Source organism: Luteolibacter sp. Populi, assembly GCF_040801775.1.
Lineage (GTDB): Bacteria > Verrucomicrobiota > Verrucomicrobiia > Verrucomicrobiales > Akkermansiaceae > Haloferula.
The window spans coordinates 5,080,537-5,094,189 of record NZ_CP161812.1 but is presented as its reverse complement, the minus strand read 5'-3'; the positions used below and the strand labels follow the sequence as shown (position 1 = coordinate 5,094,189).

The 13,653-nt window shown below is 62.3% G+C and carries 9 protein-coding genes; 5 read left to right on the top strand and 4 right to left on the bottom strand.

Going from position 1 to position 13,653, the window contains the following annotated elements:
- Positions 1 to 44: 44 nt before the first annotated feature.
- Genes ABWK72_RS20615 through ABWK72_RS20595 form a run of 5 tightly spaced genes read left to right on the top strand, consistent with a single transcriptional unit; the run spans position 45 to position 3,251 of the window.
- Positions 45 to 800, top strand: coding sequence for a DUF899 domain-containing protein (locus tag ABWK72_RS20615; protein ID WP_367871465.1), 756 nt, complete (start codon positions 45 to 47; stop codon positions 798 to 800).
- Positions 797 to 1,054, top strand: coding sequence for a hypothetical protein (locus ABWK72_RS20610; protein ID WP_367871464.1), 258 nt, complete (start codon positions 797 to 799; stop codon positions 1,052 to 1,054). Before ABWK72_RS20615 ends, ABWK72_RS20610 begins: the two co-directional genes overlap by 4 nt.
- Positions 1,051 to 1,491, top strand: coding sequence for an SgcJ/EcaC family oxidoreductase (locus ABWK72_RS20605; protein ID WP_367871463.1), 441 nt, complete (start codon positions 1,051 to 1,053; stop codon positions 1,489 to 1,491). Before ABWK72_RS20610 ends, ABWK72_RS20605 begins: the two co-directional genes overlap by 4 nt.
- Positions 1,492 to 1,522: 31 nt before the next feature.
- The gene (locus ABWK72_RS20600; RefSeq protein WP_367871462.1) at positions 1,523 to 1,927 is read left to right on the top strand and encodes a YciI family protein; all 405 of its coding nucleotides are present in this window, start codon (positions 1,523 to 1,525) and stop codon (positions 1,925 to 1,927) included.
- A 4-nt stretch (positions 1,928 to 1,931) separates the two neighbouring features.
- Entirely contained in the window at positions 1,932 to 3,251 is a 1,320-nt protein-coding gene (locus ABWK72_RS20595) for an RNA polymerase sigma factor (RefSeq protein WP_367871461.1), read from the top strand.
- Between the two features lie 28 nt (positions 3,252 to 3,279).
- Here the strand turns inward: ABWK72_RS20595 and ABWK72_RS20590 are convergent, their stop codons facing one another.
- The 4 genes from ABWK72_RS20590 to ABWK72_RS20575 all read right to left on the bottom strand — a co-directional run bounded on the left by ABWK72_RS20590 (position 3,280) and on the right by ABWK72_RS20575 (position 13,559).
- The gene (locus ABWK72_RS20590; protein ID WP_367871460.1) at positions 3,280 to 4,536 is read right to left on the bottom strand and encodes a peptidylprolyl isomerase; all 1,257 of its coding nucleotides are present in this window, start codon (positions 4,534 to 4,536) and stop codon (positions 3,280 to 3,282) included.
- Between the two features lie 4 nt (positions 4,537 to 4,540).
- Complete coding sequence (locus ABWK72_RS20585; protein WP_367871459.1) at positions 4,541 to 7,798, bottom strand: right-handed parallel beta-helix repeat-containing protein; 3,258 nt, start codon at positions 7,796 to 7,798, stop codon at positions 4,541 to 4,543.
- A 102-nt stretch (positions 7,799 to 7,900) separates the two neighbouring features.
- Entirely contained in the window at positions 7,901 to 8,278 is a 378-nt protein-coding gene (locus ABWK72_RS20580; RefSeq protein WP_367871458.1) for a hypothetical protein, read from the bottom strand.
- 550 nt (positions 8,279 to 8,828) lie between these two features.
- A complete protein-coding gene (locus ABWK72_RS20575) occupies positions 8,829 to 13,559 on the bottom strand; it encodes a beta strand repeat-containing protein (RefSeq protein ID WP_367871457.1) in 4,731 nt (1,576 codons plus the stop codon).
- Positions 13,560 to 13,653 lie beyond the last annotated feature (94 nt).

Sequence of the window (13,653 nt, the reverse complement as noted above, 5' to 3'; positions counted from 1 at the left end):
CCGCTCCTCCCCGTTCGTCGTACCATTGAAACCACGAAACAACCATGAGCACGCAATCTGCAACTTTGGAAGGACCGCCGGACCTCACGGACCATGCGGTGGTATCGCGGGAGGAGTGGCTGGCAGCGCGCAAGGCGCTGCTGAAGAAGGAGAAGGAACTCTACCGTGAGCGGGACCGGCTCTGTGCGCAGCGCCGGGAACTACCCTGGGTGAAGATCGACAAGAACTACGTCTTCGAGGGGCCGGAGGGCAAGGTGACGCTGTCCGACCTGTTCCGGGGGCGGAGCCAGTTGATCGTGTATCACTTCATGTTCGGACCGGACTGGAAGGAAGGCTGCGGGGGGTGCTCCTTCCTCTGCGACCACGTGGACAGCGCGCGGCAGCACTTCGAGCACCGCGACGTGGCCTTCGCGGCGGTGTCGCGTGGGTTGCTGACGGAGTTCGCGCCCTTCAAGGCGCGGATGGGCTGGAAGTTCCCCTGGGTCTCGTCCCACGGCAGCGACTTCAACTATGATTTCAATGTCTCCTTCACCGAGGAACAGGTCGCGAAGGGCAAGGCCTTCTACAACTACGCGCCCGAGACCGATACCGGCGAATCCCACGGGATGAGCGTCTTTTACAAGAACGAGGCCGGCGAGATCTTCCACACTTATTCGTGCTACGCGCGGGGTGGCGAGGAAGTGCTGGGCACCTTCATGTTCATGGACCTGACGCCGATGGGCCGGAACGAAGAGGGCACGATGAGCTGGGTGCAACTGCACGACCAGTACGAGGAAGCCAACGAGGAGGGCCACGCGTGAAGGCGTGCTGTGTCAAGCGGCGCGGCACGGAGGCGGCTTCGTGGCTGGTACCCGGCAGCCTGCTGATCCTGATGCCGAAGTGCCCGGTGTGCCTGGCGGCCTATGTCGCGGCGGCCACGGGACTAGGCCTCTCGGTGCCGGCGGCTTTGGGACTGCGGATCACTTTGATCGTCCTCTGTATCGTCTCGCTGGCCTTCCTTGCCGCCCGCTTGCTGCTTCGCAGAAAAACATCACCCCAAAAATCAATCCCATGAAGACCCTTGAAAAAACCAATGAAGACCAGATTCGCGAGCTCACGCAGCAGTGGCTGAAGGCCGTGCATGCCCGCGATGCCAAGGCCGTGATGGCCTGCTATGCGGAAGACGTGATCGCCTACGATCTCTTCACTCCGACGAAGGTCACGGGCGTCGGCGACTATCGGAAAAACTACGAGATGTGGTTCCAATGTTGCCAGGGCCCGATCCATTACGAGATCAAGGAGCTCGACATCGTGGCCGGCGACGAGGTCGCCTTTTGCCGGTCGCTGAATCGCATGACCGGTCCGAATCCCGAGGGCAAGGAGGAGGAAACCTGGATCCGCGCGACCGTGTGCTTCCAGAAGCGGGCGGGCGCGTGGAAGGTGGTGCACGAGCACGTCTCGGTGCCGCTGGACATGGAAAGCCAGAAAGGCGTCTTCCAATTCCGCGACTGAGTGCCCTAGCATCGATTCACCTGAATTTCCCATGAACAGCTACAAGACATCGAATGGATACCTGCTGCTCTTCCGCGGCACGGATTGGCACATGCAGCTCTCGCCCGAAGAGATCCAACGGGTGATGGGCGACTGGGGCGCGTGGTTTTCCGGCCTCAACGATCAAGGCAAACTGACGGCGGCGAATCCCTTGGAGAACGAGGGCGTGGTCGTGTCGGGCAAATCGCGCAGCGTGGCCGACGGGCCATTCGCGGAGGCGAAGGAATCGATCGGCGGGTTCTTCCTGCTGAAAGTCGAAACGATGGAAGAGGCGCTGGCGATTGCGAAGGAGTGTCCTGCCCTGCCCTACGGCCTGACGGTCGAGGTGCGGCCGGTGGCACCGGCCTGCCCGGCGCAGCGGATGGCCGATGATGTGAGCGAGCACGCGATGGCCTGATCCGGTGAGCTTGCTACCCGTCCAGAACCCGGAGGTTCCCAAGCTAACCGAGCACCTCTTCCGGCACGAGTCCGCGAAGCTGGTCTCGACGCTAACGGGGATCTTCGGGATCCATCGCCTCCAGCTCGCGGAAGACGTGGTGCAGGAGGCGATGATCCGGGCGCTGCAGACCTGGCCCTACTACGGCGTGCCGGCGAACCCGGCGGCGTGGTTGATGCAGACGGCGAAGAACCGCGCGCTGGACCTGATCCGCCGGGAGAAGCTTTTCATCGAGAAGCAGCCGGAGATCGCGGCCTCGCTGGAGGCGCTGCCGGACGAGAGCGAGGCACCGCGCTTCGACGACGAGATCCGCGACGACCGGCTGCGGCTGATCTTCGCCTGCTGCCACCCGGCGATCTCGCTGGAAGATCAGACAGTGCTGGCCTTGAAGACGCTCTGTGCCTTCAGCGTGGGAGAGATCGCCACGGTGTTCTTGAGCAGCGAGGCCGCGGTCGCGAAGCGCTTGACGCGGGCGAAGCAGCGGATCCAGGACCAGGGCATTGCTTTCGAGATTCCATCGGGTGCGGATCTGGTGCCGCGGCTCGATGGCGTGCTGCAGGTGCTCTACCTGCTTTTCAACGAAGGCTACAAGGCCTCGAGCGGGGAACTGGTGGTGAAGGAGGACCTGTGCCGCGAGGCGATCCGCCTGGGCGGACTGCTGGCGGCGCACCCGGCGGCGGATCATCCGCGAACGCATGCCCTGCTTTCGCTGATGCTGCTGGACGCGGCGCGGATTCCGGCACGGCAGGACCGGGAAGGGAACATCCTGCGGCTGATGGATCAGGACCGCGGGGTCTGGGATTCAACCCTGATCGCGGCGGGGCTTTATCATTTGTCACAGTCGACGCGCGGCGAGGATCTTACGGAGTATCACCTGCAGGCGGGGATCGCGGCCTGCCATTGCACGGCCCCGGACTACGCGGCGACCGATTGGCAGCGGATTCTCGATCACTACGACCGCTGGCAGCAGATCAGCGATTCGCCGTTGGTGGCGCTCAACCGGGCGGTGGCGGTGGCGAACGTCCACGGGGCAAAGGCGGGGATGGAAGCGGTGCGGTCGATCACGAAGCCGGAGCAACTGGAGACCTACTATCTCTTCCACGCGGTGATCGGGGACTTCGAGGAACGGATGGACCGGCGGGAGGAAGCCGCCCTGAGCTTCAGCAAGGCGATCGAGCTGACGGGAGTCGCGGCAGAGAAGTCCTTCCTGATGGAACGGCAGCGGGCTTGCGAGACGAACTCGGTCTACCGCCCGGGGAAGCACCGGGGGCGTGTGGATGGCTGAAGAGGGCGGGACGCCGGCGCTCCTTGGCTCAAGGCCGCGAGAGTTCAAGGCTACCCTCGTCCTCGAAGACCAGCCCCATGCTACTGTTCATGAAGCGGGTCCGGTTCCGCCCGATGACCTTGGTGGGCTGGATCTCATCGAAGCCACCGCGGATCAAATGCAGGGGTGCACCGCCGAAGTTGTTGGCCTGAACAAGGATGATGAAGGAGTACGCGTCGTAGTGCGCGGGAACGTCGGTGCGCACCGTGAAAGGACCGGTTAAGGGGAAAGGGTCATCGGGAATGCGTGTATTGACATAGCTTCCGCCGGTGCCTGCCGCATTGAATTGGTACACGATGTCGCCGGTCCCCGGCGTGTTGGCCGTCAGGACGCGGTTCGCAAAACTGGAGGCTCCACCGGCATTCGGATAGGAGGTCAGCGCGATATTGAAGAACCGCGCCCGAGCGGCGATCGGGCTTTCCAGTAATTGCACCGGTCCGGGAGTTTCACCCAAGCCCGAGAAGCTGCGGAAATGCGGTGCCCAGTCTTGCAAATTCAGGCTGGACCGGCCCTGAAGGACAGTGGAATCCGTGCGTGCGAGTTGGTAAGCGGCCACATTGCCGGGAAGAATCTGGAGCACACCGCCGGGAGGGCTCACCAGAGGAAGCGCCACCTCGTCCTCGTTGAATGCCACCGCGCCCGCGTCGGTGCGACGCACGACCACGGAGTTGATGGTCGTTGCCCCTGCCCCGGCTGCGATGATCTGATCGACGATGAGGCGACTGGGGGTGGAAGGGATCTTCCCGAAGACGACGTTGTGGTTATTGAGGTCCGCCATGCTCACGCTGCCGGTGAGATAGAAGCGGGAACCGTTGGTGTTCGGACCGTCGCTCGCCAGACCTACTACGTAAGGATCATGGATGAGGGTGGCATTGAATTCGTCCTGAAAGGTGTAACCGGGACTATCGCTGCTGCTGCCATCCTGCGAACCACTGCCAATCCACTTCGAGGTGCTGGTGTTCGCACCGCCAAAGAAGCTCAGGCCGTCGAAAAAGGGATCATCCTCCACCGCGCCCGTGCGCGCATCCACCCACCAGGCCGACCCTTGCGCAAGGGTCAGGAAGCTGGCCACCGCCTTCGGCGTCTTCGCATACTCCAGCTGGATCGTGACGGTGCCGCGGGAGGTCACCAGGTCCGCTTCCAGGGCTGCCTCAAGGGAGCCCGGAAGGGCGGTCCAAACGAGTGCGACCAAGAATGCGGCCCGGGTGCGGGAGAACCAGTTGTTAACGGAAAATGTGGACACCATGGGATCACGGAGGGTCACCACCGGTAAGCCAGTTCGCCACCAAAATGTTGTAGTCCGTGGAGTTCACAAACCCGTTTCCGTTGATGTCTGCCTGGGGATTCGCGCTCGCGAAAAGGGCGACCACAATGTTGTAGTCCGTGGAAGTCACGACGTTGTTCCCGTTCAGGTCCCCGCCCCGCAGCAAATTGGGGCCGGTGAAAGAGACAGTCGCCAAGCCGGTACTATCGAAGGACGCGGGCAGCCTGCGGCGAAGGTTCCACGCCGTCTTGGCACTGATATTCGCAGTCCCGGCCGGTATGCCCTCAATCATGGTCGAACCCAGTCCGCCAACGAAAGGGACCGGAATCGTCCAAGTCGCAAGGACCGTACCCGAGGCATTCGTGGCCACGAACACCACAGTGCGGTTAATCGCCGCGGTCACAAGCGAATCCAGAGCCACCGTCACATTGACGCGGAACTTTGAAATTTCCAGCGCTCCGATGGCCAGCAAGGCGGCATTGCCCGAGCGGTCCATCACGTGCGCGTTCACATCGTAGGGACCGTCCGGCGTGGCGACGCTCACCGCGACCTGAAAGACATAGCGGGTGTAGGTCAGGTCGCCCACCAAGACCGGCGAGCTGCTGACCAAGCTGGCTGGCAGGGTCGCCGGGCTGCCGACGAGTTCGACCGAAACGTCCGGGTTCTCTACTCCCGCCAGTTCGTCGTAGGCATCAAAGGTGATCGTGACCGTGCCCTGTCGTGTATAGACTCCATCCTGCAATACATCCACCGGTAGCGCCGACTGAATCTGCGTGGCCGTGGCTCCGGCCGCGAAGACCGGGTCGGTGCCATCCACCACCAGCACCGCGGAGTTGCGGGTGAAGGGTGCATTCCGGTAGCCGGGCGCGCCGCCGCTGCTGACCGTCAGGCGTGTGTCGATGAAAGGCTCGTCCTCCGGTCCCTTGGTGCGGAAGAAGACGCGCGTGAACCCTTCCAAAGGCTGCGCGTTGAGCCGCAGGTCCGCCACCTGCCCATCGAGCAAGGTGCCGTCCGGATCCGGGTAGGAGAAGGAAAGCCCGACGGCCGTGTCGAACTTGCCGATGACCGCGGACTCGTCCTCTTCGCCATAGAGGGCGTTGTCCCAGCCGACCGATGGCAGCAGCGAATCGGACAGGAGATAGTCGGTGCTGTAGCCGAGCAGAACTTCGACCGCTTGGGTTTTGTCCACCAGCTTCGAGATGTCCAAGCCGGCATTCACACTATCGCCGGGCTGGACGTAGAGCTTGCCTGCGGCGTCGAGCGTCCGCGTCGGATCGGAGGGGGTGCGGAAAGCGAGGGCGAGCTGATTACGAACCGCGCTGACATTTGCCACGTTGGACCAGCCTTCCACGGAGGTGGTGACCGCGGCACCCGGGAGGATATTCAGCACGCCGGTGCCGCCGGTGAAAACATTGTGATAGATGCTGCCGCCGTTCACGGTGCTGAACACCACCAGGGAGGACGTGGTGAAGGTCGAATCCCGGATCAACAAATCGCTGCCCACCAGCGAGAGGGACGCACCCGTGACTTCGCAGCGCGTCATGCGGAAGGTGGAACCGAAGTTCACGAAGACGCTGTATGTGCCGCTGCTTTCGAGGGTGCAGCCGTCCAGAATCAAGCTGCCGGTCACGATCAAGGTCACGCCGGGCGCCACATGAATGTCGGACGCCAAGCCTAGGGTGCTGCCGCTGAAGGTGGTGTTCGAATGGATGTCCAGGGAGCCGAGGCAATTGAAGAAGGTGAAGGAGCCGGAGATCGTGTGATATTCACCGATGTCGAGCGGATCGAGCGAAAGATCGCCATTGACCACCTCGATCACGCCACCCGGCTCTTGCGTCAACTGGCCGATCGCTGCCGAAGCACAATCGATCTTGAGAGTAGCTCCGGCACCGATTGCAAGCTGTCCGACCTGCATCCTGGCCCCGCGGCCAAGAGTGAGGACCGCGGCCGGCGCGAGGGCCAGCTCCTCGCCTTCGATCGATTCGCCTTCGCCGAGCGTCAGGCTCCCCTCCAAGCTGGAGCCGCCGAAATCAAGCGTCGTGAGGTCCGCGTCGACATACCACGGCTGGAAGTCCACAACGCCGCTACCGGCGATGTCGCCGCCGCTGCCCGGGCCGCTGCCACCGGGACCGTCCGCGGCCCCCCAGTAGTTGAAGGCGGCTTGGATCGTCTCCCCTGCTTCGCTGCTGAAGAGTGCCACGCTGCTGCCGAGTTTGTTGCGGCGCACCAGATTCGTCGTTTGCGTGCCCGCCGCTTGGTCATCGAAGCACAGGTCGCCATGGCCGGAAGGCGAACTCACCGTGCCATTGTTCTGGAAGACATTCTCTTCAATCGTCGTGCCAGTGGCGCCATAGCCGGCGCCGGCCGTATTGCCACGCGCCGTGAGACGGATCCCGCAGCCGGTGTTATCCTTGAAAAGATTCCCGCTCACCGCGCAGTTCCGCAACCCTCCAGAGAGTCCCTCACCATTCGCCTCAAAGGTGTTCGACGAAAAGCTTGCCTGCGAGAAGGCCTGCGAACCGCCATCGATTGCCACGCCAAAGCCCGCGAAGCGATTCCCGCTCAGCAAGGGATTGCGCGAGCTGCTGGCACCAACGTTTGCATCTCCGGCAGCGGAGATGCCGGTGCCTGTCGTGGGGGCTGGAGAGACGAGATGATTATTGAGAAAGTGCAACCCGTCGAAGGACGCAGTGGCATCCAGATGGATCGCCTCCAAGGTAGAAGCCGCGGCGGAGAAGACATTCCGCGACAAGGTCGCGTTTTCCGCAGTGCGGGTCCACCGCAGCAGGGAGCCGACGGAACCGGCCGTGGCACGGACATCGTTCTCGGTGAACTGCAGCGCGGGCGCATCCGCCGTGGCGACGACCACCAGGCCATTGCCCACTGCCGGTGCGCCCGAGATCACAAATCCGGAAACCACCACCTGGCCATCCGCGGAGGCGATTTCCAGTGCAACCCCGGAGGCAGGAGCAATCAAGGATTCGACCGCGGGATTCGCGGCACCCGGAACGCGACCCCGTGCATCAACACCGGCGCGCGCGCCCCGCAGCGCGAGGGGGGCCTTGTTTACAATCAGATTCTCCGCATAGAGGCCGGGAGCGACCTCGATCACATCGCCTGGAGCGGCGGCATCGATTGCGGACTGGATGGTCAGGTGCGCCTCCCCCGGGCCGACCCGGAGGGTAGCGGCACCTGCGATGGGGAGAAGCAGCGAGAGGAGAACAGCAAAACTTCGGGCTTTCACGCGCAATAAACGAGGAGATACGCCACGGGAGAGGCGTATGGGTGAATCGGGAGAAACGGCCGGGGGCGTGGCGACAGGCGCGGCCCGGCGGAGCGGATGGCGTCAATGACGCCGGCGGCGGAGACACCAGGCGAGTCCCGGAAGCAGAACCAGAAGCGGCACGGAGGGCTCGGGGACGACGGTGTAACGGGTGTAGATCTCCACGCGATCAATTACCGACACCCCGGTTCCCGGCGGTGCCAGCGTCATCGAGATCGAGCTATTAGTCGCATCTTGAATCGTGGTGCTCCAAGTCCGGTACTCCCAAGTGCCGCCGCCGCTCAAAGTGCTCAGGACCCCTTGGTTATCCAAATGGATATCACCGGGGCCTACGCCGAGCACCTGTAGCGCGGGTACAACCTGCGCAGCCCGGAAAACCACGGCATAAACCATCAAGTCGATGCGGTAGGTCTGGCCAGGCCCCAGTCCACCGGGTGTCACCGGCAGCGAGAACGAGATGTTCCCTTTCGGGGTGTTGGGACTGCCGAGGTCGGGACCGATATCCCAGGCACCGTCCAGGTCATACCCTGGATTGGAGCCGTTCCCCCGCTCGGACTTTGCCAGTCACCGCTGAGATTGCCAAGAACCACGACTGCATTGGCGGCCCCGTAGAGGTTCGTCGCGATATCCGGACCTGTAGTTGTGGCATCAGAACCGGAACTGGAAAATCTGCGAAGTGGTATTTGGATTCGGGTTACCCTCCGTCCCGTACCAGCTGGGGAAGGTCACTGCACCAAAGACGCTGGAAGACGATGCAAGCAGTGCAAACGTCAAGAAGAAGAGTCTGGGATTACGGTTCATTGGAGGTTTCCCCGTGCGGGGCGCTCGTTATACCTATTCTAACAATAAGACTCAAGTACCGATCGGGACTCGTGAAAAAGCCCTCCGGGCATTTCCGGGCCACCTTCGCTCCCGACCTTTGCAGGCCGGGAGAAGAGGGTGATACGGGTTGCACCGGAGGGCTTCATAGAAGGGTCTGCGGGTAGCTGACTTACTTCGCGTCGCCGGCCGAGTAGAAGTTGGCCTGCATCAAGTTGTAGTCCGTGGAGTTTACAACGCCGGGAACGGGCAGGAGCCCGCCATCGATGTCCGCCACCGGATTCACCGTGGCGAAACTGAAGCGCAGGGTCGAGTAGTCCAGCGTGTTGACCACGTTGTCACCGGTGATGTCGCCCGCTTTCAGGAGCTTGGCGCCCGTGAAGTTGGCTTCATTCACCCCCGTGCCGCTGAAGGTCGTATCGACCCGGCTGCGCAGGGTCCATGCGGTCTTCGCGCTGATCCGGGCCGTGCCGGCGGGCACATTCTCAAGAGCCACCGAGCCCACTCCGTTGAAACCAACGGTCGTGAAGGTGACGGTCTTGAGCCACGAGTCCAGCTCGACTCCGGAAGCATCCGTCGCCACGAAGGCGACCTGGCGGGACGTTCCTTTGAATCCTTCCAGTTCGACGTTGGCGATGCTCTCGTTGGCCACTTGGAAGGTCGCCAGATTGGCCACCGGAGACACATTGCCCGAGCGGTCGCGAACCGTGGCGGTCACATCATACTCACCGGTCGTGGCGGCAGGCGGGACGATCAGGCTTACGGTGTAGGTCACGGTGCCGGCCAACTCGGTGGCGGCGACCGTGTAGTTGGACGAGTTCAGAGTCGTGACACCATCGCTTGCGACGAGGCTGAGGTCGCTGGTCGCGTCCGCGGCGTCGAGGCCCGAGAGACCGGAGTCCGTGGCGGTGAAGGTCAGGATGACCGGAGTGCCATTGCGCAGGACGAAGTTCGTCGTGGGCAGGAGCACGTTCACGCTGCCGGCGGAGGGCTGCACCTGGGTGCCGCTGACTGCCGGGGTGGCGATGGCCGGATCCGCATCGTCGATCACGAGTTCACCGGTATTCGAGGTGAAGGGCGTGGTCAGCGAGAAGGTGCTGGGCGCCGTGAACTTGGTCAGGCGGGTGTCCTTCAGGAGTTGACCGTTGCCGTCGAACTCACCGTTCGTCTGGACCCGGAAGAAGCCGAGGGTCGCTCCCGGCGCGAGGGCCTGGAAGGTGACGCTGGCGATATTCGAATCCGCCGTGACGCTGGTTCCGGTGAAGTCGAATTCAAGTCCGAGGGCGCTATCCACCAGTCCGAGTCCGGTGCTGCCGACAGGCTCGGTTTCGACCACCACGTCCCAGTCCTCCGCCGGTGCCACCACGGTGGGCGAGCCGGTGGGATTGAGCAGATCGGAATTGTATCCCAGCAGCGCTTCGGCCGCGGTGATGCCGTCCGGATCGAGAGCGGAGACGTCCATGTCGATCACGACTTGGTCACCGGATTGGACGAAGAGGTTCCCCGCCGCCAAGGTGCGGCCGACGAGCGAAGGGACCGGAGCGGCGAACTCGAGGCTGAAGCGGTTGTTCGCGTCACCGATCGAGGTGATATTGCTCCAACCATCAACCGCAGCGAAGGGCCCCGGGGAGGCCGCATCGGTCGCAGCATCGAAGAGGTTGTGATAAACCGCAGCATCCGCAGTGGCCTCGATCTCCGAGGCGGTGAAGCTGTTGTCGTAGACCTTCGACTTGAGGTTGGCGGCGACCGAGCCATTCGACGTGTTGATGTCGATGCTGGCATCGGAGACCACGCAGCGGGCCATCGTCAGCAAGCCATCGGCGGCCGCGGTGATGGTGTAAGGCGTGCCGGGGGTCTTGCTGTCGATGACGCAGCCGTCGAGGATCAGCTCGCCGCCGCCATTCACCGTCAGAGTCACTCCCGCAGCCACGTGGACATCGGTGACCAAGGCGAGGGATTGGCTGATGTTGAAGGTGGTATTGCCGTTGATGTGCCAAGAGCCGAAGCTGTTGAAGATCGTGAAGCTACCCGAGATGGTGCTACTACCGATCGTCAGCGAACCACCGTTGACCACTAGTGTGCCGCCTTCGGCCACTTGCAGATTGGTGGCACTCAGGCCGCCCGTGGGAGTGATCGTCACCGGGAGACCGGGGGCGATATAGAGGTTCGGCACGTTCGGCTGAACCGTGTCGACTTCGGTATCGGCCGGAATGCCGGTCGTCAGAGTCGACAGCACCGGCGGCACCGAAGCAGTGCCGCTGGCATACCATGGATTGAAATTCACATTTCCACCAACACCGTTGGAAGAAGCTGCAACCGGTCCGCTCGTAGCGCCCCAATGGTTAAGCGAGGCCTCAACCGTGGCACCGGTGACCAGATTCAACACCGCGTACTGGTTGTTCCCCAGGAGGGCCGAGTTGCGGATGACAACATTGGAAGGCGAGACGTTCACCGGGGAATCGCCGACGCGGATTCCCGCGCCATTGCCCGCTCCACCACAGTTTTCCACCCGCAGGCCTTCAAGGAGGACCGTTCCGCCAAGGGTGGCAGGGATAGCGGCGTAAGCACCGTCGTTGCGCGCCTTGACCAGAATTCCCCCACCAAAGGAGTAGTTCTGGCCGCAGTTCGAAACGAGGGAGTTGCGAATCGTGAGGTTGGAGTAAGTCCCGTATTTCAGATTGATATCAATCCCCGAGCCGGTTCCGCCGTCCGGGCCGGTACCCGAGTTCGAGACCGTGATGTTCTCGAACAAGCCATTGTTCATCGATTCGATGAAGATGCCTTTGCCCCAGTTGTTGGAGAAGGTAGTGCCGTTGTTGGCGGTGATCCCTTCCAACTGCGCGTTGGCGTAGGTACCAGCCGACCTGTCAGCAGAATAGAGGCCGAACTTGTTACCGTTCACGGTGCAAGCATCGATAGTGAGGTTGCTGACGCGTCCGGCACTGGGAACCTTGATACCGGACGAAGTGTTGTTCGAGAACGACGAGTTGCGCAAGGTAACGCCCGAGCTTGCTCCATCGAAGTTAATCCCGAAGGAGCTGTTGCCGGTCGACGCAACGTTTTCGAGGACGACGTTGCTGACGCCGTTCAAGTTGAACCCGCGAGCGCCACCAGTGGTGGCAATTCCCGAGACCGACGCCCCCGACCCGCCGGAAGTGATGGCGAAGATCGTGCCGCTGCCGCTGACGGTGGTGGTGGCACTGCCTGCGCCAACGACATCGAGATCCTTACCAAGCGTCACATTCTCGGCATAGGTGCCGGGATAAACCTCGAGTGAATCGCCGTTGTCGGCAGCATTGATAGCTGCTTGAATCGTGGGATACAGAATGCCCTTGGTCGTATTGTTGACCCGTTGGGCGGAACGCTGGTTGCTGATGACGGCACCGCTGTTCCTTGCGGACAAGGCAGAGAGCGGATCGTAAAGCGGACTGGCGGGCGTGCCATCCAGGAGCGCGATGTCCACGGCGTTGCCGGACCACGTATTGCCGGTGAAGTCAACGAGAGCCCCGTCGACCACCCAACCGCGGGTGCCCGCTACGTAATTATTGAGGACGCTGCCGCTGGAGACGGCATTGATGTAGGCCGGTTGCCGCAATCCGGTGAAGGAACAATCCTCGATGCGGAATCCGCTTCCCGTGCTGCTGATCTCAAATGCACGGCTGACATCCGCATCACCCAGGACATATTGCCCGGAGAAGTCGCAGTCTTCGACGACAACGTCAGGGGACTGCAGGCCAATCAAGGCCTGCACTCCCGCCTTGTCGGTTTTGATGAACGAGATGTTCTTGATGATCGAGCCACCGGAGGACCCGATCGTCGTGATAAAGCGGCCTCCAAGCGCGTTGCTACCGGAGATTTGGGTAGTGGTGTTGTCCCCGCCATCAAGCGTCAGTTGCTTGTTGAGGGTGACGGGGCTGGTCAGCGTGATCGTGCCGCTGAGGGTGATCGTCTCGCCTGGGCTGGCGGCATCGATCGCAGCCTGAAGACCCAATCCCGGAAGGACGAGGGTGTTTCCGCCCGAGTCGGAGAGGACCGACGCCGAGTTGGAGTATTTGGTGTTCAGGCCTTGGGCAAGGCCGGTCGCCTTGGCGAGGTCGCCGTTGGTGTAGTAGGCCATCGCCGCTGCCGGCGGACCATAGGCGTTGTCGATCTGGTAGGTCGTGCCGGTGATGTTCGCCGTGCTAGCGAGTCCCTGCTCCTTCTCGATGTAGAAGTTTTCCGCGACGTTGTTCGCCGCGAAATCGAAGTTGATTGTGGAGGAGGGGCGATTCAGGTCCGCGCTCTTGGAAGCGTAGACCGCGATACCACCCCAAGCATTGCCGGAAGTGGTGCAGCCGGTGATCGTGACATTCGTGCAGCCGCTGAGCTGGATGCCATTGCCGTAGGCAGCATCAGTGGCGCTCAGTCCGGAGAGCGTCACGTTGTCGAAGCCATGAATATCGAAGGCCGAGCGGTTGCTGTCATCAATCGAGATGTCCTGGATCGTGAGGCCGTTGTTCGGCGTGGTGTTCGTGGTATTGTAGCCGGCATGGATGGCGAAAGCCCCGCCGCCGCTCGTCCCACGGACTCCCGGGCCCGCGGGAGGCAGGACCGTGAAGTTCTTCAAAGTGACATCGCCCACCGAAACATTGATACCCCATCCGGCACCTGTTGCAGCGGCGTTGATTACCGTTCCGGCCCGGGTTTGGCCTTCGATGGTGATCGACTTGTTGACCTGCAAGGTCGTGCCCAGCACATAAGTGCCGTCCGCGAGCACGATGCGATCACCGTTCTGCGCCGCCAGAACGGCAGCTTGAAGTGTCGGGTGGTCGACGGGGACCGCCAGATCGGCGGCGAACACGTGGCCGCCGGTCAAAAAGGCGGCAGCGATAAGACTTGACCTTGTAAATACAACTCGTTTCATGGGTCTCTGGATAGGGGGTTTGGGGAGGAGATAGACTCCTTGAGAGGGTGGTTTCCCTATCTGGTGCTTCACGAAGCACGAAGTTCATTCGAAC